This is a genomic window from Pseudonocardia sp. ICBG162 (genome assembly GCF_020496225.1).
Lineage (GTDB): Bacteria > Actinomycetota > Actinomycetes > Mycobacteriales > Pseudonocardiaceae > Pseudonocardia > Pseudonocardia alni.
The window spans coordinates 808,723-830,914 of sequence record NZ_JAHLJD010000017.1 but is presented as its reverse complement, the minus strand read 5'-3'; the positions used below and the strand labels follow the sequence as shown (position 1 = coordinate 830,914).

General features: G+C 74.2%; 23 protein-coding genes. 10 read left to right on the top strand and 13 right to left on the bottom strand.

Features of this window, described 5'->3' with window-relative positions:
• Window positions 1–149 precede the first annotated feature (149 nt).
• Window positions 150–1,400 (top strand): bifunctional 3,4-dihydroxy-2-butanone-4-phosphate synthase/GTP cyclohydrolase II, encoded by a 1,251-nt coding sequence (locus tag KPL60_RS18055; protein ID WP_308016776.1) that lies wholly within the window; start codon window positions 150–152, stop codon window positions 1,398–1,400.
• Here KPL60_RS18055 and KPL60_RS18050 read toward each other — a convergent pair.
• Window positions 1,397–2,188 carry a coniferyl-alcohol dehydrogenase gene (locus KPL60_RS18050; RefSeq protein WP_226366557.1) on the bottom strand — a complete coding sequence of 264 codons (792 nt, stop codon included), beginning with the start codon at window positions 2,186–2,188 and terminating at the stop codon, window positions 1,397–1,399. The two genes, KPL60_RS18055 and KPL60_RS18050, sit on opposite strands and share 4 nt — an antisense overlap.
• 103 nt (window positions 2,189–2,291) lie before the next feature.
• Here KPL60_RS18050 and KPL60_RS18045 point away from each other — a divergent pair, with 103 nt between their 5' ends.
• A complete protein-coding gene (locus KPL60_RS18045) occupies window positions 2,292–3,266 on the top strand; it encodes a nitronate monooxygenase family protein (protein WP_226350385.1) in 975 nt (324 codons plus the stop codon).
• Between the two features lie 16 nt (window positions 3,267–3,282).
• Here KPL60_RS18045 and KPL60_RS18040 read toward each other — a convergent pair whose 3' ends face one another.
• Together KPL60_RS18040 and KPL60_RS18035 are read right to left on the bottom strand one after the other, a co-directional pair.
• On the bottom strand, window positions 3,283–4,473 hold the full coding sequence (locus KPL60_RS18040; protein WP_062396870.1) for an aminoglycoside phosphotransferase family protein: 1,191 nt from the start codon (window positions 4,471–4,473) through the stop codon (window positions 3,283–3,285).
• Complete coding sequence (locus KPL60_RS18035) at window positions 4,470–5,300, bottom strand: IclR family transcriptional regulator (RefSeq protein WP_226350386.1); 831 nt, start codon at window positions 5,298–5,300, stop codon at window positions 4,470–4,472. Before KPL60_RS18035 ends, KPL60_RS18040 begins: the two co-directional genes overlap by 4 nt.
• Window positions 5,301–5,438: 138 nt before the next feature.
• Here KPL60_RS18035 and KPL60_RS18030 point away from each other — a divergent pair, with 138 nt between their 5' ends.
• Together KPL60_RS18030 and KPL60_RS18025 are read left to right on the top strand one after the other, a co-directional pair.
• Window positions 5,439–6,686: an acyl-CoA dehydrogenase family protein gene (locus KPL60_RS18030; protein WP_226366556.1), complete on the top strand. Its 1,248-nt coding sequence runs from the start codon at window positions 5,439–5,441 to the stop codon at window positions 6,684–6,686.
• Entirely contained in the window at window positions 6,683–7,765 is a 1,083-nt protein-coding gene (locus KPL60_RS18025; protein WP_178373054.1) for a phosphotransferase family protein, read from the top strand. Before KPL60_RS18030 ends, KPL60_RS18025 begins: the two co-directional genes overlap by 4 nt.
• Here the strand turns inward: KPL60_RS18025 and KPL60_RS18020 are convergent.
• The 7 genes from KPL60_RS18020 to KPL60_RS17990 all read right to left on the bottom strand — a co-directional run bounded on the left by KPL60_RS18020 (window position 7,671) and on the right by KPL60_RS17990 (window position 13,513).
• A complete protein-coding gene (locus KPL60_RS18020; protein ID WP_226366555.1) occupies window positions 7,671–8,135 on the bottom strand; it encodes a nuclear transport factor 2 family protein in 465 nt (154 codons plus the stop codon). The genes KPL60_RS18025 and KPL60_RS18020 overlap by 95 nt on opposite strands.
• A complete protein-coding gene (locus KPL60_RS18015; protein ID WP_178373052.1) occupies window positions 8,132–8,926 on the bottom strand; it encodes an enoyl-CoA hydratase/isomerase family protein in 795 nt (264 codons plus the stop codon). Before KPL60_RS18015 ends, KPL60_RS18020 begins: the two co-directional genes overlap by 4 nt.
• Before the next feature lie 29 nt (window positions 8,927–8,955).
• Window positions 8,956–9,885: an SDR family NAD(P)-dependent oxidoreductase gene (locus KPL60_RS18010; protein ID WP_226366554.1), complete on the bottom strand. Its 930-nt coding sequence runs from the start codon at window positions 9,883–9,885 to the stop codon at window positions 8,956–8,958.
• Entirely contained in the window at window positions 9,882–11,522 is a 1,641-nt protein-coding gene (locus KPL60_RS18005) for a class I adenylate-forming enzyme family protein (protein WP_226350390.1), read from the bottom strand. The genes KPL60_RS18010 and KPL60_RS18005 overlap by 4 nt, the downstream gene beginning before the upstream one ends.
• Before the next feature lie 82 nt (window positions 11,523–11,604).
• Entirely contained in the window at window positions 11,605–12,366 is a 762-nt protein-coding gene (locus KPL60_RS18000) for an enoyl-CoA hydratase/isomerase family protein (RefSeq protein WP_226350391.1), read from the bottom strand.
• A 44-nt stretch (window positions 12,367–12,410) separates the two neighbouring features.
• Window positions 12,411–12,905 (bottom strand): nuclear transport factor 2 family protein, encoded by a 495-nt coding sequence (locus KPL60_RS17995; protein ID WP_226350392.1) that lies wholly within the window; start codon window positions 12,903–12,905, stop codon window positions 12,411–12,413.
• A 65-nt stretch (window positions 12,906–12,970) separates the two neighbouring features.
• Window positions 12,971–13,513 carry a TetR/AcrR family transcriptional regulator gene (locus KPL60_RS17990; protein ID WP_226366553.1) on the bottom strand — a complete coding sequence of 181 codons (543 nt, stop codon included), beginning with the start codon at window positions 13,511–13,513 and terminating at the stop codon, window positions 12,971–12,973.
• Between the two features lie 125 nt (window positions 13,514–13,638).
• Here KPL60_RS17990 and KPL60_RS17985 point away from each other — a divergent pair, with 125 nt between their 5' ends.
• Together KPL60_RS17985 and KPL60_RS17980 are read left to right on the top strand one after the other, a co-directional pair.
• Window positions 13,639–14,049, top strand: a complete 411-nt coding sequence (locus tag KPL60_RS17985; protein ID WP_226350394.1) for an SCP2 sterol-binding domain-containing protein — start codon at window positions 13,639–13,641, stop codon at window positions 14,047–14,049.
• A 1-nt stretch (window position 14,050) separates the two neighbouring features.
• Window positions 14,051–15,331, top strand: a complete 1,281-nt coding sequence (locus tag KPL60_RS17980; protein ID WP_226366552.1) for a cytochrome P450 — start codon at window positions 14,051–14,053, stop codon at window positions 15,329–15,331.
• Window positions 15,332–15,342: 11 nt separating this feature from the next.
• On the opposite strand, the gene KPL60_RS17975 is transcribed toward KPL60_RS17980, so the two are convergent.
• Window positions 15,343–16,527 (bottom strand): TetR/AcrR family transcriptional regulator, encoded by a 1,185-nt coding sequence (locus KPL60_RS17975; RefSeq protein ID WP_226366551.1) that lies wholly within the window; start codon window positions 16,525–16,527, stop codon window positions 15,343–15,345.
• Between the two features lie 137 nt (window positions 16,528–16,664).
• Between KPL60_RS17975 and KPL60_RS17970 the strand changes: the two genes are divergently transcribed.
• A complete protein-coding gene (locus tag KPL60_RS17970) occupies window positions 16,665–18,203 on the top strand; it encodes an acyl-CoA synthetase (protein WP_226366550.1) in 1,539 nt (512 codons plus the stop codon).
• A 27-nt stretch (window positions 18,204–18,230) separates the two neighbouring features.
• On the opposite strand, the gene KPL60_RS17965 is transcribed toward KPL60_RS17970, so the two are convergent.
• Window positions 18,231–18,872, bottom strand: coding sequence for a TetR/AcrR family transcriptional regulator (locus KPL60_RS17965; RefSeq protein WP_226366549.1), 642 nt, complete (start codon window positions 18,870–18,872; stop codon window positions 18,231–18,233).
• A gap of 94 nt (window positions 18,873–18,966) precedes the next feature.
• Complete coding sequence (locus tag KPL60_RS17960; protein WP_226366548.1) at window positions 18,967–20,127, bottom strand: acyl-CoA dehydrogenase family protein; 1,161 nt, start codon at window positions 20,125–20,127, stop codon at window positions 18,967–18,969.
• Between the two features lie 167 nt (window positions 20,128–20,294).
• Here KPL60_RS17960 and KPL60_RS17955 point away from each other — a divergent pair, with 167 nt between their 5' ends.
• The 3 genes from KPL60_RS17955 to KPL60_RS17945 are packed head-to-tail and all read left to right on the top strand — an operon-like array spanning window position 20,295 to window position 21,930.
• Window positions 20,295–21,023, top strand: coding sequence for a hypothetical protein (locus KPL60_RS17955; RefSeq protein ID WP_226366547.1), 729 nt, complete (start codon window positions 20,295–20,297; stop codon window positions 21,021–21,023).
• Window positions 21,020–21,670 (top strand): cytochrome c oxidase subunit 3, encoded by a 651-nt coding sequence (locus tag KPL60_RS17950; protein ID WP_226366546.1) that lies wholly within the window; start codon window positions 21,020–21,022, stop codon window positions 21,668–21,670. Before KPL60_RS17955 ends, KPL60_RS17950 begins: the two co-directional genes overlap by 4 nt.
• The gene (locus KPL60_RS17945; RefSeq protein WP_226350402.1) at window positions 21,667–21,930 is read left to right on the top strand and encodes a cytochrome C oxidase subunit IV family protein; all 264 of its coding nucleotides are present in this window, start codon (window positions 21,667–21,669) and stop codon (window positions 21,928–21,930) included. Before KPL60_RS17950 ends, KPL60_RS17945 begins: the two co-directional genes overlap by 4 nt.
• Window positions 21,931–22,192: the final 262 nt, after the last annotated feature.

Sequence of the window (22,192 nt, the reverse complement as noted above, 5' to 3'; positions counted from 1 at the left end):
CGCCCGATATCCGTGCGTGGCCGCGGTACAGCCGCCGACCGCAGGCCGCGCGCAGCGGCTGTGCGCCGTCCGCCTGCGGATATCGGTCCGTCGCCGTCGCGTCCTACGGTCGCCCGGCCCGATGACGTGCCCGATGTGAGGAGCCGGACGTGAACCCGAACCCGATGTCCCTGCCAGGTGCCGCCGCCGTCCGGCGCGCCGTGGCGGCGCTCGCGGCAGGCGGCATGGTGATCGTCACCGACGACGCCGACCGGGAGGACGAGGGCGACCTCGTGCTGTCCGCGGCGACCGCGACGGCCGAGCAGCTCGCGTTCGTCGTCCGGCACACGACCGGCAACGTGTGCGCCCCGATGCCCGCGGAGCGCGCGGACGCGCTGGCGCTGCCCACGATGGTCGAGGACAACGCCGACGCCCACGGCACCGCGTTCACGGTGTCGGTCGACCACACCGGTGCCGGGACCGGGGTCTCGGCCGCCGACCGTGCGGCGACGCTGCGGGCGCTGGCGGACCCGGCGACCCGGCCCGCGGACCTGCGCAGGCCGGGGCACGTGTTCCCGCTGCGCGCCCGCGCGGGCGGGGTGCTGGTCCGGGCCGGGCACACCGAGGCGACGGTCGACCTGCTGCGGCTCGCGGGGCGGGAGCCGGTCGGGGTGATCGGTGAGATCGTCGCCCCGGACGGGTCGATGGCCCGGGGCGGGGTGCTGCGGGCGTTCGCGGCCGAGCACGACCTGCCGGTGCTCGCGATCGCCGATCTCGTGCGGCACCGGCGGGCGACCGAGCGGCTGGTCGAGCAGGTCGCGTCGGCCGCCATGCCGACCGTGTTCGGCGAGTTCCGCGCGGTCGCCCACCGCTCCCTGGTCGACGGCACCGAGCACCTCGCGCTGGTCCACGGTGACGTCGCCGAGGCGTCCCGCCGCCCCGGCGGCGCGCTCGTGCGGGTGCACAGCGAGTGCCTCACCGGCGACATCATCGGGTCGCTGCGCTGTGACTGCGGTCAGCAGCTGGAACGGGCGCTGCGCGCGATCGCCGACGAGGGCGCGGGAGCCGTGGTCTACCTGCGTGGACACGAGGGGCGGGGGATCGGCCTGGCCCACAAGATCCGGGCCTACGCCCTGCAGGAGACGGGCCTGGACACCCTCGACGCCAACACCGTCCAGGGCCTGCCCGTCGACTCGCGCTCCTACGGCGTCGGTGCGCAGATCCTCGCCGACCTGGGGATCACCCGGCTCCGGCTGATCACCAACAACCCGGCCAAGTACGGCGGGCTCGACGGGCACGGCCTCGAGATCGTCGGCCGTGTGGAGCTGCCGTCCGAGCCCACCGCACAGAACCTGCGCTACCTGCGCACCAAGCAGCAGCGGATGGGCCACGCCCTGGGGCTGGGCGAGCACACGGGCTAGATCTCCGGCGCGGGCACCAGCCCGGCCGCGACCGCACCGGTGATGCCGCCGTCGGCGGTGACGGTCGACCCGTTCAGCCAGCGCGAGTCGCGCGAGGCGAGGAAGACCACGGCGGGCGCGATGTCGTCGACCGTCGCGTGCCGGCCCAGGAACTCGCGCACCCCGTCGAGGGTGTCCTTGCCCATGCTCTCCTCGAAGTCGGCGAGGATCGGCGTCTCCACCGGGCCGGGCAGCAGCGCGTTGATGCGCAGCTCGTTCATCTCGCGCACCGCCCCGCCCATGGCCAGGGTGTAGACGGTCGCCGCCTCCTTGGAGAAGTTGTAGGCGTTGCCCTGCTGCGGGTGCGCCGCGAACCAGGCCGCGCCCTCGTCGAAGGTGTCGGTGGCCATCACCTCGCGGATCGTCTCCAGCCGGGCCGGCCAGCCGAAACCGGCGGTCGAGGACACCACGACGATCGACCCGCCGGTGTTCATCCGGTCGAACATCGACTCGGTCAGGTGCCGCATCCCGAGGAAGTTCACCTTGAACACCACGTCGCCCGGGGCCGTGCCGGGGACGCCCGCGATGTTGGCGAGGACGTCGAAGGTGCCCTCGATCCGCTCCAGCGCCGAGTCGATGCTCGCGGGGTCGGCCAGGTCGACCTCGACGTGCTGGTCCACCTCGGCGGAGGGCTTGTTGCGGTCGAGGCTGACGACGGTCGCGCCGCCCTCGACGAGCCGTCGGGTGACGGCGTCGCCGATCCCCGACGCGGTGCCCGTCACCAGGCAGCGCAGTCCCTGTACGTCCATGTGATCCCTCCGATGTCGCCGGTGACGCCCGTTGTTTTTAAACTAGATTAACCGGCGAGGAGGGTCAACGACCCTCGACCACGACCCACCGAGGGAGACGTCGATGCGGACGCGATTCACCGAGCTCGTCGGGGTGGAACACCCCGTGGTCCAGGGCGGCATGCAGTGGGTCGGCCGGGCGCCGCTGGTCGCGGCGGTCGCCGAGGCGGGCGGGCTGGGCTTCCTGACCGCCCTCACCCAGCCCACCCCGGAGGACCTGCGGGCCGAGATCCGCCGCTGCCGGGAGCTGACCGCGAAGCCGTTCGGGGTGAACCTGACCATCCTGCCGACCATCGACGCCCCGCCCTACGACGAGTACCGCCAGGTGATCATCGACGAGGGTGTCCCGGTGGTGGAGACGGCGGGCGCCAACCCGGTCGCGCACCTGGGGCCGCTGCACGACGCGGGGATCGTCGTCGTGCACAAGTGCACCTCGGTCCGGCACGCGCAGAAGGCCCAGGACCTCGGCGTCGACGCGCTGTCGATCGACGGCTTCGAGTGCGCCGGGCACCCCGGCGAGGACGACGTCCCCGGGCTGGTGCTGCTGCCCGCCGCGGCCGACGTCCTCGACGTCCCGTTCCTCGCCTCCGGCGGCATCGCCGACGCCCGCGGCCTGGTCGCGGCGCTCGCGCTCGGCGCGGACGGGGTCAACATGGGCACCCGCTTCCTGTGCACGCGGGAGTCCGGTGTGCACGACGCGGTCAAGGCCCGCATCGTCGAGGCGGGCGAGCGCGACACGGCGCTGATCTTCCGGCAGCTGCGCAACACCGCCCGGGTGGCGGCCAACGCGGTGTCCGCCGAGGTCGTGGAGAAGCTGGCGGCGGGTGCCCGGTTCGACGACATCCGGCACCTGGTCGCGGGCAGCCGCGGCGCCACCGTCTACGAGACCGGCGACCTCGACGCGGGCATCTGGTCGGTCGGGATGGTGCAGGGGATCATCCGCGACGTGCCGACCTGCGCCGAGCTGATCGGCCGGATGGTCGCCGAGGCGGAGGAGATCATCGCCGGTCGGCTGGCCGGGATGGCCGGGGCCCGCTGAGCGGGCCCCGCCCGGCTCAGCGCAGCACGTCGAAGGTCTCCATGTCGGCGACGAAGCGGGCGATCCGCTCGATCGCCCACATCATGTAGCCCTGCGGCTGGAGCTTGTTCTCGAACCGGGTCCCGCCGATCGAGAACAGCGCCAGGGTCAGTGCGTGCAGGGGCTGCCGCCGGTAGGCGAGCATCGCCTCGTCGAACGACGGCGGCTCGGCCACCCCGTGCGCGCGCAGCCGGTCGAGGTAGTGCCGCAGCAGGTCGGCCTCCCAGGCGCGGCGGTCCTCGATCGGCAGTGCGACGCTCAGCGCGTAGGACACGTCGAGGGCCCAGTTCCCGCGCGCGACGCACTGCCAGTCGTAGAGACCCATCGCGCCGTCCGGGTCCCGCAGCCAGTTGCCCAGGTGCACGTCCTGGTGCAGCAGCGTCTGCGGGGCCAGGTCGTGCAGGTGCAGCGCCCGCATGAACGCGTCGTGCATCCCGCCGCGCCGGGCGTACACCTCGTCGGGCACCACGTGCCGGGCGCGTTCGAGGCCGACCAGGGTGCGCTTGCGGTAGGAGATCGGGTTCAGCTTCTCCTGCCACGCCGTCGCCCCGCGCAGCCCGGCGAGGTCCCCGCCGGCGCGCAGCCGGGGGCTGTCCCACAGCCCGCCGTGGTAGGTCGCGAGCTGCTCCACCATCGTCTCGGCGTCGCGGCGGGTGACGGTGTTGGTCATCGGCGCCGGGAACGTCCAGCCCTGCGGGCCGAGGTCCTCCAGCAGCAGCAGCGAGCGGTAGGTGTGCGGGTCGTAGCCGGCGTAGAAGGCGCGCGGGCTGCGCAGGTCCAGGGTCGGCCGGGCGCGGTTGTAGAAGATCGCCTCGCCCTCGACGATCTCGGTGACGCCCATCAGCAGCCGCGAGGTGAACGTCGACGTGGCCTTGGTGAACAGGCTGGTCGGCAGGCCCGCGGCCTGGCCGACGGAGTTGTACACGACCCGCAGCGGCAGCCGGGCGCTGGTCCCGTTGTGGCCCTCGCCCGCCTCGACGTCGATCACCATCGCGCCCGGGACGTCCCGGCAGAGCACGCCGGTCAGCCACTGCGGGGTGACCGCCCGCGCCGACGGCGGCACGACGGCGGGGTCCGAGGTCCGGCGGTCCGCGCCGAGCCGTTCGCGGGTGATGTGGACGACGACGCGGCCGATCGAGCCGGCGATGTCGGTCAGGGGGCTGGTCATCGGGGGTCCTCCGGAGGCGGTTCGGGGTCGTCGGGGCGGGGGAGCGTGGGCACCACCTCGCGGATGACCGGCCCGAGCTCGGGGCCGGTGTCCCACGGGACGGAGCCGAGGCGCCGGGCGGCGCCGAGCACGGCGGTGGCGAGGGCGGGCCTGCGGGCGGCGAGCCGGTCGTCGGCGACGCAGACGCTGACGGCCGCGACGACCCGCCCGGAGCCGTCGCGCACCGGGGCGGCCACGCAGCCGACGCCCAGGAAGGTCTCCTGCGCGTCGACGCCGACGCCGTCGCGGACGATCCGGTCCAGCTCGGCGTGCAGGGCGTCCAGCCGGTGGATCGTGTGCGGGGTGAACACCGAGAAACCCTGGTGGGCGCGTTCGACCGCCTCGCCGCGCGGGCGGTGGGCGAGGATCGTCTTGCCCAGCGCGGTGGAGTGCGCGGGCAGCCGGCCGCCGTTGCCGACGCCCGGCAGCCGGACCCCACCCTCGGGGTGCACCGCAGACACCGGGACGACGTAGCGGCCGTCCCAGACGCCGAGGCGGCTCGTCGCACCCGTCGCCGCGGCCAGCTCGCGCAGCACCGCACCGGCGCCGCCGTCGAAGCCCGCGCCGTGCACGAGGGTGCGCGACAGCGCCAGCAGCCGCCAGCCCAGCCGGTAGCGGCCGGTGGCGGTGCGCTCCAGCAGCCCGATCCCGGCGAGGCTCGCGAGCAGCTCCTGCGCGGTGGAGCGCGGCAGCTCCAGCCGCGCGGCGACCTCGCGGGGACCCCACTCCGGACGGTCGTGGGTGAACAGCCCCAGCACCGATCCGGCTCTGGCGATCGTGCTCAGCACGGGTCCTCCCTGGCGGTACGGCTCCGCGTCGAGCCGGCGCTGCGGAGCGTGGCGGAACCGGACCGGCGACGACGAGCGCCGTCCGGGATAACCGGACGATGGTGCGTCGCCGGTGCTCCGGGCCGCTAGACCTCGACCATGACCCCGACGCCCGACCCGGCCACGCAGGACCTGCTCGACCGCATCGACCGCTTCGCCGCCGACGAGCTGGCCCCGCTCGAACGCGAGCACCCGCAGTTCTTCGACCACCGCCGCGAGTTCGCCCGCACCGACCTCGACCACGGCGGTGTCCCGGCGCGGGAGTGGGAGGAGCTGCTGACCGAGATGACCCGCCGCGCGGACCGGGCCGGGCTGTACCGGTTCGCGCTGCCCGCCGCACTCGGCGGCGCCGACGGGGCCAACCTCGCGATGGCGCAGGTCCGTGAGCACCTCGCGGCAAGGCCCGTCGGGCTGCACAGCGACCTGCAGTCCGAGACCAGCTGCGTCGGGAACTTCCCGCTGGTGGAGCTGCTGTGGCGGGCGGGCACCGCCGAGCAGCGCGACTGGATCGAGCCGCTGGTCCGGCGCGAGGTGAGCGGCGGGTTCGGGCTGACAGAGCCCGGCCACGGCAGCGCCGCGACCTGGATGGGCACCCGCGCGGTGCGCCGCGACGGCGACTGGGTGATCGACGGGGCGAAGCGGTTCAACACCGGCATGCACCGCCCGGGGATCGACGTCGTCTTCGCCCGCACCGGCGGCGAGCCCGGCGACGCCCGCGGCATCACCGCGTTCGTCGTCCCGACCGACACACCCGGGTTCCGGGTCGAGCGGCACGCCTGGACGATGGCCATGCCGACCGACCACTCCGACGTGACCCTCGACGGCGTCCGCGTCCCGGACTCCGCGGTGCTCGGCGAGCCGGGCGCCGGGCTCGACCTCGCGCTGCTGTTCGTGCACGAGAACCGCATCCGGCAGGCCGCGTCCAGCCTCGGCGCGGCCCGGTTCTGCATCGACGCGGCGGTGACCTACGCCCGCGAGCGGGAGGTCTTCGGGCGCGCGCTGGCGTCGAACCAGGCGGTCCAGTGGCCCCTGGTCGAGCTGCACACCGAGGCCACCCTGGTGCGCGCGCTGGTCCGGGCGACCGCGGCGGCGATGGACACCGACGGCAAGGTCGCGCTGTCGGAGCAGGTGTCGATGTGCAACCTGCGGGCCAACCGGCTCGCCTGCGAGGCCGCGGACCGGGCGATGCAGGTGCACGGCGGGCTCGGCTACACCCGCGACGTGCCGTTCGAGCACATCTACCGCCACCACCGCCGGTACCGCATCACCGAGGGCACCGAGGAGATCCAGGTCCGCACCATCGCCCGCGAGCTGTTCGGCTTCGGCCGGCGGGCGGGCACGTCGTGAGCGGACCGGACCCCGCCGCGCTCGCGCGGTGGCTGGGGGACCGGGTCGAGGTCACCGGGCCGCTGCGGGTCGACCGGATCGGCGACGGCCAGTCCAACGTCACCAGCCTGGTCACCGACGCGGCCGGTCGCGCGTGGGTCCTGCGCCACCGCCCGGCCGGGGCGGCCGCCGACGACGCGCTGCGGGAGGCCGGGGTCCTGCGCGGGCTGGCCGGCGGGCCGGTCCCGGTCCCGGCCGTCGTCGCGTCGGGATCCGGTGTCGACGGCGTGCCGGGGGAGTTCTTCGTGATGGAACGGTCGCCGGGCACGGTCCTGGCCCGGGAGGCCGACGCCGACGCGCTGCCCGTGCCGCGGCGGCGCGCGCTGGCCGGTGACGTGGTCGCGGTGCTGGCCCGGCTGCACGGCGTCGACCCGGAGCGGATCGGGCCGGTCCGCGGCGACGCCGACGACCTGTTCGCGCGCCGCGTCCGGCGCGCCGCCCGCAACTGGGAGGCCTGGGCGGGGTCGGCGCCCGGGAGCGTCGACGCCGCCTGGCGGGAGGCGCACCGGCGGATCGCCGCCGCGCCGCCGCGGGCCCAGCGGCTCACCGTCGTCCACGGGGACTACCGGCTCGCGAACCTGCTCGTCGACGGCGGCCGGGTCACCGCCGTCCTGGACTGGGAGCTGTGCACCCACGGCGACCCGCTGGTCGACCTCGCCTGGCTCCTCGACGACTGGCGCGGCCCCGGCGAGGCCGCCGTCGCGATCCCGAGCCCGACCCGGGCCGGCGGCTTCGGCGACCGCGCGGAGCTCGCGGCCGACTACGCCGCCCGCACCGGCCTGGACCTGTCCGGGCTGGACCGCTACCGGGCGCTGACCCACTGGACGGCGGCGACGCTGCTGCAGGGGGTCCTCGTCCGGCGGCGGTCCGGGGCGCTCGGGGGGCACGGGGTGCTCGACCCGGCCGCGGTGGAGCGGTCCGTCCGCGACCTGGTCGAGGGCTCCCTCAGCCTGCTGCCGGCGACCGCGTCGGTGACCCGATCCGCGCCCCGACCTGGTGCAGCACGCTCGCCAGGTCCCAGTAGTCGTCGTGCGAGGTGAGCAGGCCGTCGTCGTCGTAGGTGCCGACGGCGACGCCCGGCACGGAGAACCGGGCGCCCGCCACGTCGACGAGCTCCCCGGACCGCAGCTTCAGCGGCCCGCGGACCGTGCCCGACCACACCCAACGCGAGGTGAGCCGTCCGTCGCCCGCCCAGGTCTCGCCGAACTCGATGTGCGAGTCCGGGGCGAAGACGAGCATGAACCGGTGGAACCGGGCGATCTCGTCGCGGCCGCGGTAGGTGCCGTCGAGCGCGATGTCGCGGTACACGCCGTCCGGGGCGAAGAAGGACAGCAGCGCGTCCGGGTCGGCGGTCCACGCGGCGCCGTAGGCCGAGGCGAAGGCCGGGTCGGCCGGGTGCAGGGAGCTCACGGCCGGGCCAGCCGCTCGGTGGCCTTGCTGGTGCCCGAGCGCAGCCGGTCCAGGCCCTCGGCGATCCGCCGGGTGAACAGCCCGCGCTGGAGCAGGTCGTGGGTGACCCGCAGCTCGTAGGCGGTCGCGGCGACGTGGTCCATGTGCGACGCGCGCAGCGCGACCTCCTTGAGCACCGTGGTCAGCTCGCTGCCGTGCTCGGCGATCTGCGTCGCCAGCGTCAGGGCCGACTCGCGCAGCGTCCCCACCGGCACGACCTCGTCGACGAGCCCGCAGCGCAGCGCCTCCTGGGCGTCGATCGGGTCGCCGGTGAAGAACATCCGGCGGGCCCGCTGCGTGTTCGTCTTGCGCAGGATCGCGTGGTAGAAGCCGTTCATCGCGTACTTGACCTGCGTGGACCCGAACGCGGCGTTCTCCGAGGCGATCGTGATGTCGCACATGTTGGCCAGGTCCATCCCGTAGCCGGGGGCGACGCCGGCGACCGCCGCCACGGTGGGCTTGCGGTAGTCGTAGATCGCGACCATCAGCTTGTAGGCCAGGTCGGTGAACCGGGTCCGGTCGTCGCCGGTGGTGTCCTGCAGGACGTCGAGCGCCCAGCCGGCGCAGAAGAAGTCCTCGTTGCCGATGAACAGGACGCAGGCGACGTCGTCGTCCTCGGCCCAGGCCGCGAGCGCGGCGACGATCTCCTCGTGCAGCTCCCAGCCCAGCGCGTTGCGCTTCTCCGGGTGGTCGAGCTGCAGGATGCCGACCCCGTTCTCGACGGAGGTCCTCAGGTAGCGGTACTCGGTCACGCGTGTCCTTCCAGTGTCGCCCGCCGCGCTCAGCAGCAGGCCTCGGTTCCGGGTCGGGTGGCGCCGGTCCCGCGGGCCGCGTCGCAGGCGGCGGCGAGGGAGTCGGCGGTGCCGGTGGGGTGGTCGGGCGGGCGACCGGCGAAGTCGGTCACCCCGGCCCAGTGCGCGGCGACGTCGGCCGGTCCGGGCGGCCGGCCGTCGGGGCCGGTGAGGCGGACGCCGTGCGAGCGCTCCCAGCGCAGCACCGAGGCCCAGCCGCCGCCGGTCTCGACGACCTCGCCGGTCAGCGGGCACGACGGCAGCGCCAGGGCGACGACGACCGGGGCGACGTCGGCGGCCCGCAGTGCCTGCGCGGGGCGGTCGCGGAAGACCTCCTCGGTCATCGAGGTCAGCGCCATCGGGGCGACGGCGTTGACCCGGATCCCGAACCGGTCGCCCTCGGCGGCCAGCGTCCGGGCCAGCCCGAGGACCCCGGCCTTCGCCGCGGCGTAGGCGGCCTGGCCGGGGTTGCCGTGCAGCCCGGCGCCCGAGGTGGTCAGCACGATCGACCCGCCCCGGAGCCGCAGGTGCGGCCAGGCCGCCGAGCAGGCCGTCCAGCTGCCGCGCAGGTGCACGTCGACGACGGCGTCCCAGTCGTCGTCGGTGAGCCGGGAGACCGCGCGGTCGCGGGTCGCCCCGGCGTTGACGACGAGCACGTCGAGCCGGCCGAGCGCGTCGACGGTGTCGGCGACCAGGGCGCGTCCGTCACGGGCGTCGCCGGTCACCGGGTGCGCGCGGCCGCCGCCGGAGCGGATCCGCGCGACGACGGCGCCCGCCGCGTCGGCGGCGCGGGCGTGCACGGCGACCGTGGCGCCGGCCGCGGCCAGCGCGGTCGCGTACTCCGCGCCCAGCCCCCGGCCGGCGCCGGTGACCAGCGCGACCGTGCCCTCGGCGAACCGGGCGGTGTCCGTCGTGCTCACGCGGGCGCCGTGCGGTGGGCGAGCCAGAGGTCGAGGTCGGGCAGCCCCGCCAGGGTGTGCTTGCGGATCTTGCCGGTCGCGGTGACCGGGATGTCGGCGACGACGTGCCACTCGACGGGGGTCTTCGCCCGCGCGAGCCGCTGCCCGGCGACGTGGTCGAGCAGCGGGTCGACGCCGGCGGCGCGGGCGTCGTCGTCGAGGACCACCCAGGCGCCGACGGCCTCCCCGAGACGCTCGTCGGGCACGGCGGTGACCGCGACCCGCCGGACCCCGGGGGCCGAGGCGATCGCCAGCTCGATGTCCATCGTGGAGAACTTCTCGCCGCCCCGGTTCACGATGTCCTTGGTGCGCCCGACGATCTGGACCCAGCCCTCGTCGTCGACCCGGCCGACGTCGCCGGGGGAGAACCAGCCGTCGTCGTCGACCTGCTCGGCGGTGACGACCGGGTCGGTGTAGCACTCCAGCAGCTGGGGGCCGCGGATCCGCAGCCTGCCGACGGTGCCTGGCGGGACGAGCGCCCCGTCCTCGTCGACGACGGTCATCTCCATCCCGCGCAGCAGCCGACCGTCCCAGGCCCGCCTGCGCTCCAGCGGGTCGTCCGCGGCGGCGATCGCGAGGACGCCCGCGGTCTCGGTCATCCCGTAGGCCCGCACCACCCGCACACCCGCCTCCGACGCCCGGTCGACGATCTCCGGGGCGATCGCGGCGCCCGCGCAGGCGTAGGTGTCGAGACGGTGGCCCTCGGGACGGGTCCGGTAGCGCTCGACGAGGTCGGCGACGAACACGGTCGCGCCCATCATCAGCGTGACCCGCTCGGCCTCGATCAGCTCGACGGCGTCGTCGGGCCGCCAGCCGGACATCACCACCGAGCGGCCGCCCAGGAAGACCGGGAACACCACGGCCGCGACGAAGCCGCCCAGGTGCGACAGCGGCGTCGCGGCGAGGGTGACGGTGTGCTCCCCGGCGCCCAGCGCGTCGCGGAAGTTCACCAGGTGCGCGACGACGGCGCGGTGCGACAGCAGCGCCCCCTTCGGCGCCGCGGTGGTCCCGGAGGTGTAGAGCAGCAGCGCCGGGTCGGCGGGCCCACGGGTGACGGTGAGCGGCTCGTCGACGGCCGTCGCCGCGTCGGGGACCGCGACCCAGCCGGGGCGCCCGCCGCCGACGAGGTAGCGCACCACCGGGTCCAGGCCCGCCTCGTCGAGCAGCCCGTCGAGCTCGGCGGCCGGGTCGCGCGGGCCGAGGGCGTCGACCGTGCACACCACCGCGGGGCGGCAGTCGGCGACGATCTGGCGCATCTCGTGCTCGCGGTAGATCGGGATGACGGGCACGTCCACCGCGCCCGCCCGGAACGCCGCGACCTGCACCGCGAGCGCCTCGAGCCGGTTGGGCAGCTGGACCAGGACCCGGTCGCCCGGGGCCACGCCGCGCCGGACGAGGTCCTGGGCGATCGCGCGGGTCCAGCGCTCGAACTCGCCGTAGCTCACACGGCGGCCCTCGAAGCAGAACAGCTCCCGCTCGGGGTGGCGGGCGGCCGCCGCGGGGACGAGGTCGGCCAGTGTGGTCGCGGTCCACAGACCCGACGCGCGATAGCCGGCGTACCGGTAGGCGGTGCTGGCGGAGGGGGTGGCAGTCGTCATCGACGTGCTCCTACGGCTCGAACCGACGTGATCCGTCACCGTATCTAGTGACGGATCACTCGGTCAGGGTCCGAACGGCCGATCAGCGGCGGCGGAGGCGACCGAACGCCTCGCCGATCCGCTCCAGCACCTCGGGGTGGCGGATGACCTCCCGGTAGGCGGAGGTCTCGAACGACAGCGCACTGATCGGGTCCATCGTGGGCGAGCGCAGCGCCAGCTCCTTGTTGATCATCGCCGAGCGCGTGGTGGTGGCCGCGATCGACCGGGCCAGCTCCGTCGCGGCGCCGACCACGCCACCGGTGGGCACCAGGCGGTCGACCAGTCCGATCCGCAGCGCCTCCGCGGCGTCGATCCGGTCCCCGGAGAAGGTGAGCAGCTTGGCCTGGCTCAGCCCGACGATCTTCCACAGCGGGGAGAAGTACGGGGTCAGCCCGAACTTGATCTGCGGGAACCCGAACACGGCGTTCTCCGCGCCGATCCGGATGTCGCAGAACACGGCGATGTCGCAGCCGCCGCCCAGGGTCGGGCCCGCGCAGGCGGCGATGGTGGGCTTGGCGTAGTCGAGCAGCGCGCCGTAGACCCGCAGGCACATGGCGGAGTACTCGTCGCGGGAGTCCTCGGTGAACGCCGACTGCAGGTCGAGGTCGAGGCCCGCGGAGAACGCCTCCTCGCCGCCGGTGATCACGACGGCGGCGACGTCGTCGTCGGCCCGCCACGCGTCGAGCTGGTCGCCCAGCGCGGCGAACAGCTCCAGGCTGAGCGCGTTGCGCCGGTGCATGCGGTTGAAGGTGATCGTGCCGACGCCGTCGGCGACGGTGGTGCGGACGGCCTCGTCGTCGGCCATGGGGGTACTCCTCGGGTGCGGGGAACGGTGGGGGAGGGGTCGGGTCAGCGGGTGGCCGCGGGGCTGCGGCCCAGCAGCGACATCAGGTAGGCGCCGCCGACGCGGTCCTCGCGGGGCGGGAGCGCGCCGAGCTGGCGCATCATCTCGGTGATCTCGTACTGGGCGAGGTAGGACGACAGCAGCCCGTCGGTGAACTCCAGGAAGATGTCGCAGCCGTAGGTGCTGAAGGTGGCGTCGGGGGCGAGCTTCGCCGGGCCGTGGCCGTACTGGCGGAACAGGCACAGGGCCCGGCCGTCCTCCGGTGCGGTGAAGGTCTGGACCTCGTCGAAGGCGACGTCGGGCATGACCTCCCAGATCCGGTCGACGTAGGCGCGCATGCCGTCACGCCCGTCGATCACCTCCGGCCAGAAGACGGTGTCCTCCCAGCGGATGCCGGGGTGCAGGATCTCGAGCACGCGCTCGGTGTCGTGGGAGTTCCACGCCGCCAGCCAGCGGCGGGAGAAGTCGCGCAGGAAGGCCTCGGTCTGGGGTGCCGGCACGATGGCTCCTCGTCGGCTCGGAGGCCCGCGCCGATGCGGGCCGCGTGACACCACCCTAGCGGTGATTAACTTCCGGCGGAAGTGCGGACCAGCTCGACGAACCGGGCGAGCAGCCGGTCCAGCGCGTCGACGTCGACCGGGCGGTGCAGCAGCTGGGCGCCGACGATCATCGACAGGCACAGTTCGGCCAGCTCGTCGGCGTCCGCGCCCGCCCCGGCCTCGACGACGGCGGCCCGGACGACCTCCCGGCGGCGGCGGTCGACCTCCCGCTGTGCCGCCGCGACGGCCGGGTCACCGGTGCTCCATACCCGGATCGCGGCCTCCGCGTCGTGCGGGACCGTCCGGGCGAGCTGGCGCAGGAGCTCCAGGCGCTCCAGCGGCGCGAGCGGTGCCGCGGCCTCGCGGGCGATCTCCTCGGTCCGCGCGGCCCAGTGCTCCAGGAACTGCGCGACGAAGTCCGGCCAGTTGCGGAACCAGTTGTAGAACGACCCGCTCGACACCCCGAGGCGGCGGTGCAGGGCGGTCATCGACAGGTCGCGGGAGCCGGATCCGGACAGGATCTCGACGGCTGCCGCGTAGTAGTCCTCGCGGCCGACGTACTGCGGCACGGGCGGCTCCTCGGGTGCGGGTCGGGCCGGGTCAGCATCGCAGCCGCGCGCGGACCCTTCCGACATAGAGGCCTCTATGTTAACTTCCGCTAGGTCACAGCCGCAGAGATGTCGAAGGAGACGTCATGGGTGGGTTCCGGTCGCCGGACGAGGTGCACGAGTTCCTGGGTGGGATCTTCGAGGAGGCGATGGCCGACGAGACCATCGGACCGAAGCTGGCCGCGACCGGCATGAGCCTGCGGATGGACTACACCGACCCGGAGACGACGGTCCGTGTCGACTTCGCGACGAAGGAGATCACCACCGGCCCGGCGGCCGCGGTCGACTCCGACGCGACGCTGTCGATGAGCGCCGACACCGCCAACCAGTACTGGCAGGGCAAGGTCAGCCTGCCGCTGGCGATGGCCCGCGGGAAGATCACCGTCGGCGGCTCGGCGGCGCAGCTGCTGAAGCTCTCGCCGATCGCGAAGAGCCTCTACCCCCGCTACACGGCGATGCTCACCGACCGCGGGCGCGCCGACCTGGTCGTGGGCTGAGGTGGGCGGCACCGCCGCGCCCGCGACCGGGCGCGCCCACCACCCGCTCGACGTCTCGTCCGAGGAGTTCTGGCGGCTGGCCCCCGAGGAGCGGGAGCACACCTTCGCCCGGCTGCGCGCCGAGGCGCCGGTCTCCTGGCAGCGACCGGTGCACAGCCCGATGATGGACGGCGACGACGGCTCGCCCGGCTACTGGGCGGTCGTGCGCGCGGCGGACATCGCGACGGTGAGCCGCCGGGCCGACGTCTTCTCCTCGGCCACCGGCGGGGTGCTCGTCGAGGAGTTCCCCGAGGAGGTCCTGGAGATGGCCACCTCGATCCTCACCATGGACGACCCCCGGCACCGCAAGATCCGCAGGCTGGTCGCGTCGGTGTTCACCCCGCGACGGGTGCAGCGGATCGAGGAGCAGATCGCCCGGCAGGCCCGCGAGATCGTCGCGGACCTCGGGGACCGGGGCGAGGTCGAGCTGGTCTCCGCGGTGTCGGCGCGGCTGCCGATGTGGACGATCTCGGAGATGATCGGCATCCCGCCCGACCGCCGCGACGAGGTGGCCGCGGCCGCCGAGTCGATGGTCGCCTGGGGCGACGACGAGGGCACCGAGGGCTCCGACGCGGCGACGGTGATGCTCAACGGCATCGTCACGCTGCACGGCGCCTGCCAGGACGTCATCGACGCCCGGCGGGAGAGCCCCCGCGACGACCTCGTCTCGGCGCTGGTGGCCGCCGAGGTCGACGGCGAGCACCTCACCGACGACGACATCCGGTCGTTCTTCGTGCTGCTGTGCGTGGCCGGCAACGACACCACCAAGCAGACCACCACGCACACGGTCCGCGCCCTGACCGAGCACCCGGAGCAGCGGGAGTGGCTGTTCGCCGACTACGACGCCCGGATCGGGACGGCGGTCGAGGAGTTCGTGCGCTGGGCGAGCCCGGTGATGACGTTCCGGCGGACCGCGCTGGAGCGCTTCGAGCTGGGCGGACAGGTGATCGAGCCCGGGGACAGGGTCACGCTGTTCTACGGCTCGGGCAACCGCGACGAGCAGGTGTTCGAGCGGCCGCTGGAGTTCGACCTGTCCCGCACGCCGAACCCGCACGTGGCCTTCGGCGGCGGCGGGCCGCACTTCTGCCTCGGCTCGCACCTGGCGAAGGCCCAGCTGCGCTGGATCGTCCGCGAGCTCTACGACCGGCTGCCCGACCTGCGCGCCGACGGCGAGCCGGACCGGCTGGTCAGCACGTTCATCAACGGGATCCGACGGCAGCGGTGCGTGTTCACGCCCCGCTGAGCGACGACCGGTCAGCCGGTGCGGAGCACGGCCAGCGCGACCGCCGTGACCTCCGCCCGGGTGGCCGGCCGGTCGTGCGACGACGACGCGAGCCGGGTCAGGTCGTGGGCCACCGACAGCGCGGCCCGCACCCGCAGCCGGGCGGTCGGCTCGTCGAGGTCGAGCGCGTAGGCCAGCAGCGACCGGGTCCAGTCCTGCAGCTCGGTGCGGATCGTCGTCGCGGTCCGGCGCCGGGCGTCGTCGGTGAGGTGGTGGAACTCGGTCACGTACACCCCGAGCAGCGACCGGTTGGCCTGGCAGAACCCCACGTAGCGGTCGAGCATCCCGGCCAGGTCGACCGAGCCGGGGTGCCGGCGCCGGGAGCGCTGCTCGGCGTGCAGCCGTTCCGAGGCCAGGTCGAAGGCGGCGGTGAGGATGTCGGCCTTGGTCGCGAAGTGGTGCAGCAGGCTCGGGCCCGCCATCCCGACGGCGGCGCCGATGTCGTCGAGGCTGACCCCGGCGTAGCCGTGCACGTGGAACAGCTCCACCGCGCGGGCGACGATCTCCTCCCGGCGCGACCCGGGCCCGGGGTCGGCGACCACGTCGCCGGGCGGCTCGGCGGCGGCCGTCGCCGGGTCCGGGGGGTCGGAGAGCAGGCAGGCCAGTGCCGCGGCGGCGAGCACGGTGCGGACCTGGTCGTCGTCGAGGCTGGTCCCGGTCGACGACGGCGTCGCCATCGCCCCGAGCGCGCCGGTCACCAGCACCCCGGCGGCCCGGTCGGTCAGCTCGGGCCGGGCCCGGCGCAGCCGCCGCGACAGCCGTTCGAGCCCGCTGCGGAGCCGGCCGAGGACCGCGTCGCGGGCGTCGTCGCCGAGGAAGCGGCTCTCGCGCTGGAGCAGCGTCCACAGGTCCGCCCGCTCGGTGGCCACCCGGGCCAGGGCCTCGACCAGCACGTCGAGCGGGCCGTCGAGGTGCTCGTCCAGCGCGGCGGTGACCTCGTCCAGACCGCTCTCCAGGGCGGCGACGAGGAGCGCCTCCTTGTTGCGGAAGTGCCGGTAGACGGCCGGGCCGGTCAGCCCGACGTCGGCGGCGACGTCGCCGAGGGACACCTGGTGGTACCCGAGCAGGTGGAAGCGTGCGGCCGCGGTGCGCGCGAGCTGGGCACGACGTGCGTCGGCCTGCATCCGGCGCCGCGGTGCTGCATGCGGTGCGGCCACGTCCCACCCCCCTCCGGCCGGGACGACTCTAGAAGACCCGGCACCGCCGGACCGTTGCCGGTGCGGCCCGTCCGCACTATTTTATCCGAATTGGAAACTGTCGTCGTCGACGGCGACCACACCGACGTGGAGGATCCGTGACCCATCCCGGCGCCCATGCCGCACAGAACCCGGACAAGATCGCCGCGATCCTCGCCGAGACGGGCGAGCGGGTGACCTACGCGGAGCTGGAGGAGCGCTCGGTCAGGCTCGCGAACGTCCTGCGGGAGGCCGGCCTGCGTCCCGGCGACGTCGTCGCCCTGCTGAGCGAGAACAACCTGCGGGTCTTCGAGGTCTACTGGGCCGCGATGCGCTCGGGGCTCTACGTCACCGCGATCAACCACAACCTCGTCGCCGAGGAGGCGGGCTACATCGTCGCCGACTCCGGGGCGGCCGCGCTCGTCGTCTCGGCGGGCAAGGCCGACGTCGCGAAGGCGGTGCTGGCCACCGGCGTCCGGCCCGGGCTGCTCCTGTCCTACGACGGCCCGGTCGACGGCTTCGGCTCCTACGAGGACGCGCTGGCCGCGGCGTCGGACGTCGCACCGGCCGAGCAGCCGCACGGCGCCCCGATGCTCTACTCGTCGGGCACGACCGGGCGCCCGAAGGGCGTGCGCCCGCCGCTGCCGCCGGTGCCCTTCACCGAGATCGGGGACCCGCTGGTCGGCCTGATCGGCCAGGCGTTCGGCGTCGGCCCGGACGCCGTCTACCTCACCCCGGCCCCGATCTACCACGCCGCGCCGCTGCGCTGGTGCGGCGCCGTGCACGCGCACGGCGGGACCGTGGTGATGCTGCGCCGCTTCGACGCGGCCGCCGCACTGGACGCCATCGCCCGGCACCGCGTCACCCACGCCCAGTTCGTGCCGACGATGTTCGTGCGCATGCTGCACCTGCCGCAGGAGCAGCGGGACGCGGCCGACGTCTCCTCGCTGCGGGTGGCCGTGCACGCGGCGGCGCCGTGCCCGGTCGACGTCAAGCAGGCGATGATCGACTGGTGGGGCCCGATCCTGGTCGAGTACTACGCCGGGACCGAGGGCAACGGCCTCACCATGACCGACAGCAAGACCTGGCTGACCAAGCCGGGCACCGTCGGCAGGCCGCTGCTGGGTGTCCTGCACATCTGCGACGAGGACGGCCGCGAGCTGCCCACCGGCGAGATCGGCACGGTCTACGTCGAGCGCGAGACCGTGCCCTTCGAGTACCACAACGACCCGGAGAAGACGAAGGCCTCGCAGCACCCCGAGCACGAGACCTGGACGACGCTCGGCGACATCGGCTACGTCGACGGGGACGGCTTCCTGTTCCTCACCGACCGCAAGTCGTTCATGATCATCTCGGGCGGGGTGAACATCTACCCGCAGGAGACCGAGAACGCCCTCGCCCTGCACCCGGCCGTGTACGACGTCGCCGTGATCGGGCTGCCGGACCCGGAGATGGGGGAGCGGGTCACCGCGTTCGTCCAGCCGCGCGCCGGCGTCGCGACCGGCCCGGAGCTGGAGCAGGAGATCATCGCGTTCGTGAAGTCGCGGATCGCCGGGTACAAGGCCCCGCGCAGCGTCCGGTTCGTCGACGACCTGCCGCGCACCGAGACCGGCAAACTCGTCAAGGGTGAGCTGCGCGCCCGCTACGCGACCGCCTGAGCGGCCCGCTCCACCGGGGAGGTGGGATCAGGGGCGCAGCGAGTAGAGGATCATCGACTGGGCGACGGCGATGGTCCGGTCGATCTCGCCGCGCTCCGGGTCCCACCACTCCACGGTCCAGTTCAGCGACCCCATGATCAGCATCCGGCCGATCGACGGGTCGACGTCCGGGCGGAGCTGTCCGGCCGCGCGCAGGTCCTCGATCAGTCCGCGCCAGATCTCGTGGTACTCGGCGATCTGCTCCCGGGCCCGCGCGGACAGGTGCTCGGGCAGCTGGTTGGCGTTGCGGACGACGGCCCGCGCGTAGTCCGAGAGCTGCAGCTCGTGGCGGAGCTGGGCCTCGACCGCGGCGGCGAGCCGGTCGGCGGGCGGGGTGCCGTCGGGCAGCGCCCCGAGCACCGCGGTCAGGTGCTCGCGCATCGACGCCGCCCCGGTCGCCACGACGTCCTCGATGAGGTCCTCACGCGAGGGGTAGTAGTAGTAGATCGCCGGCGCCTGGATCTTCGCGACCTGCGCGATGTCCGACAGCCGGGTCCCCGCGAAGCCCTTCTGGCTCAGCACCTGTGCCGCGGCGTCCAGCAGGCGGGCCCGGGTGCGGGCCGACTTGCTGTCGCTGCTGTCGGTGCCGTCCGGCTCGGCCGGTGCGACCGCGTTCGTCTTCCGTGCCACCGGGGAAGGATAGTCCGAGCCGTTCCCGCGGGCCGGGTTCGGCGCACCCGGCCGGTGTCGCCGACGGCCGGAGGACCGGCCGCCGGCGACCCGCTCAGCCGCGGTAGCGGGCGGCGATGTCCCGCCCGACGATCTCCTTCATGATCTCGGTCGTTCCGCCGTAGATGGTCTGGATGCGGCCGTCGGCGAAGGCACGGGCCACCGGGTACTCGAGCATGAAGCCGTAGCCGCCGTGCAGCTGCACGCACCGGTCGGTGATCCGCTTCTGCAGCTCGGTCAGGTACCACTTGCCCTTCGCGGCCTCGACCGGCGTCAGCTCGCCCCGGTTGAACGCCAGCACCGCGCGGTCGGTCCACGACTCGGCGACCTCGAGCTCGGTCTCCATCTCGGCCAGCACGAACCGCGAGTTCTGGAAGTCGCCGATGGCCTGCCCGAACGCCTGGCGCTCGAAGCAGTAGCGGGCGGTGTGCTCGTAGACCGCCCGCGCCGCGGTCACCGCGGAGGAGATCAGGCCGAGCCGCTCCTGCGGCAGGTGGCTCAGGAGGTGCATCAGGCCGTGGCCCTCGGTGCCGATCAGGTTCTCGGCGGGCAGCCGGACGGAGTCGAAGAACAGCTCGCCGGTGTCCTGGGCGTGCAGGCCGACCTTCTCCAGACGGCGCCCGCGCCGGAAGCCGTACATGTCCCGCTCGACGACGAACAGGCTGAACCCGCGCGAGCCCGCCTCCGGGTCGGTGCGCGCGGCGACGATCACGAAGTCGGCCGACAGGGCGCTGGAGATGAAGGTCTTGGAGCCGTCGAGCACCCAGCCGTCGCCGTCGCGGCGGGCCGAGGTGCGGATGCCCTGCAGGTCGCTGCCGGTGCCGGGCTCGGTCATCGCCAGTGCGCCGAGCATCTCGCCGCGGGCGAACGGGACCAGCCAGCGCTTCTTCTGTTCGTCGGTGGTGAGGTCGAGCAGGTAGGCGAGCACCAGGTCGTCCTGCAGGCCCAGGGTCATCCCGAAGGAGGTCGCGCCGACCCGCGCGACCTCCTCGTTCACCACCATCCGGTACCGGTAGTCGGTCTCGCCCGCGCCGCCGAACTCCTCCGGCACGGAGAGCGCGTAGACGCCCTGCTCGGCGGCGGTGCGGAACACCGCCGGGTCGATGGCGTGCGCGCGCTCCCAGTCCAGGTAGTGCGGCTCGACCTCGCGGGCCAGGAACTCGCGCACGGTGGCGCGGTACTGCTCGTGGTCGTCGGTGTAGAGCTCTCGGCGCATGGGGTCTCCTCGGTCGGCGGGCGGGGCCCGGTGGTGACGCGGCCGGGCCGGGGCGCCGGCACCCGATCCGGCGAACCGGAGCGTCACTATTCTAATGTAGGTTAACAAAAGGGTCGATCGTCGGCGACGGTGCCGGGGCCCGTCCGGAGCGGGGAGGCGTGACCGCCATGACCGACGTGCGACGCGTGCAGCTGCTGTGCGCCTGGGCCGGCCCGGCGACGCTGGTCGTCGCGCTGGGCGGCTGGGCGCTGGCAGGGATCCTCCCGCTGCCACCCGGGCCCACCGACGGGCTCGCCGGGATTGTGGCCTTCTACGGCTCGCCGACGACCCGGGCCGGGCTGGTCGTGACCTCGGTCGGGATGTGCCTGCCCGCGCCGCTGCTGGCGGCGATCTCGGTGCAGATGCTGCGGATGGAGGGGCGGGTGCCGATCCTGTCGTTCCTGCAGCTCCTCCTGGGCGCGGTCACGGTCGTGCTGCTGCTCGTGCCGATGCTGCTGCTGGGTGTCGCCGGGCTGCGCGCCGACCGCGCACCGGAGCTGGTGCAGCTGCTGCACGACACGGCCTGGCTGCTCTTCCTCACCCCGGTCGCGCCGTTCGCCCTGCAGAACATCACGATCGGTCTCGCCGTCCTCGGTGACCGCTCGGGGGTGCAGGTCTTCCCGCGGTGGAGCGCGTACGCGAACTTCTGGGCGGCGTTCCTGTTCTGCCCCGCCGTGCTCGCCTTCTTCTTCCTCCGCGGCCCGTTCGCCTGGAACGGCGTCTTCGTCTTCTGGCTCGGCACCGTCGTCTACGGGGCCTGGCTGGCCGGGATGTTCCTGCTCGTCCGCCGGGCCGTGCTCACCGACCCGACCGGCGTCGTGACACCCACCCCGGTCGCGACGGCGCCCGCGTCGTGACCGCGGACCTCCCCGACTTCCTCCTCCCGGCCGGAGCCCCACCGGCCCGGGCCGCCGCCCCGGCGACGGCGCCCGCCGAGGCGCCCCGGGCGGACGGCCACGTGCCCGGCGAGGCGGGGCTCTGGGTGTTCCTGCTCGGTGACATGACGTTGTTCGGCGCGTTCTTCGTGGCCTTCGTCGTGCAGGGCCGCGCCGACCCGGCCGGGTTCGCCGACGGCGCGGCCGCGCTGGGCACGACGACCGGCGGCGTCAACACGCTGGTCCTGCTGACGAGCTCGCTGCTCGTCGCCTACGCGGTGCGCGCGGTCCGGGAGGGGCGGGCCGGCGTCGCCCGTGTCCTGCTGGCGGGCACCGTCGCCTGTGGTGCCGGCTTCGCCGTCCTCAAGACCGGTGAGTACGCCGCCGAGGTCGCCGCGGGGAACACCCCGACCACGTCGCTGCTGTTCACCTACTGGTTCGTGCTGACCGGGATCCACCTGTTCCACGTGGCGGTCGGGCTGGTGCTGCTCGGCGTCGTGTGGTGGCGGCTGCGCGCGGGGACCGCGGGCCGGGTGCGCACGACCGAGGGCGCCGCGGCCTACTGGCACATGGTCGACCTGCTGTGGCTCGTGCTGTTCGCCCTGCTCTACCTGGGCTTCCCGCGATGAGCGCCGTGCGACCGGCACTCGTGTGGGCCGGGCTGGTCGTGGTGACCCTGCTGTCCTGGTGGGCGGGGGCGCACCACCCGGCGGACGGCGACGGCGCCCGTGCGGTGTTCGCCCTCGTCCTGGCGGTGGCGTTCGGCAAGGCCTGGGTCGTCGGACGGGAGTTCATGGAGCTGCGGCACGCACCGGTGGCGCTGCGCCGCGCCTTCGACGCCTGGGTGCTGGTGTTCGGCGTCGCGCTCGGTCTACTCGTCCTGCTCTGACTGCTCGTAGGTGAATCATCACTAGGTAGGTGGCGGGAGGGTGTCGCGTCCGCGCGGGCCCGGCGCCGGTGCCGGCGCGGCCCCGGTCGGGTGCCCCGCCGTGCCGCCCGTCGCCGTGGGCCGCCGTCCCGGCCTCCGTTCCGGGCAGGGGCTCCGAGCTGCGGGAACGTGCCCTCGTGCGGCGCGGGGTCCGGGATGTCCGGGTCCGCTCCGCCGGACCGGCGGCCCGTCGCGCGACACCGTCGGGTGAACAAGCGGCCGC

Coding starts and splice junctions, on each gene's coding strand:
- KPL60_RS18000 (WP_226350391.1), bottom strand. CDS start 12,366: ATGGCCGACGACGAGGCCGTCCGCACCACCGTCGCCGACGGCGTCGGC.
- KPL60_RS18050 (WP_226366557.1), bottom strand. CDS start 2,188: ATGGACGTACAGGGACTGCGCTGCCTGGTGACGGGCACCGCGTCGGGG.
- KPL60_RS18040 (WP_062396870.1), bottom strand. CDS start 4,473: ATGACCAGCCCCCTGACCGACATCGCCGGCTCGATCGGCCGCGTCGTC.
- KPL60_RS18030 (WP_226366556.1), top strand. CDS start 5,439: ATGACCCCGACGCCCGACCCGGCCACGCAGGACCTGCTCGACCGCATC.
- KPL60_RS17945 (WP_226350402.1), top strand. CDS start 21,667: ATGAGCGCCGTGCGACCGGCACTCGTGTGGGCCGGGCTGGTCGTGGTG.
- KPL60_RS18005 (WP_226350390.1), bottom strand. CDS start 11,522: ATGACGACTGCCACCCCCTCCGCCAGCACCGCCTACCGGTACGCCGGC.
- KPL60_RS17955 (WP_226366547.1), top strand. CDS start 20,295: ATGACCGACGTGCGACGCGTGCAGCTGCTGTGCGCCTGGGCCGGCCCG.
- KPL60_RS18045 (WP_226350385.1), top strand. CDS start 2,292: ATGCGGACGCGATTCACCGAGCTCGTCGGGGTGGAACACCCCGTGGTC.
- KPL60_RS17960 (WP_226366548.1), bottom strand. CDS start 20,127: ATGCGCCGAGAGCTCTACACCGACGACCACGAGCAGTACCGCGCCACC.
- KPL60_RS17985 (WP_226350394.1), top strand. CDS start 13,639: ATGGGTGGGTTCCGGTCGCCGGACGAGGTGCACGAGTTCCTGGGTGGG.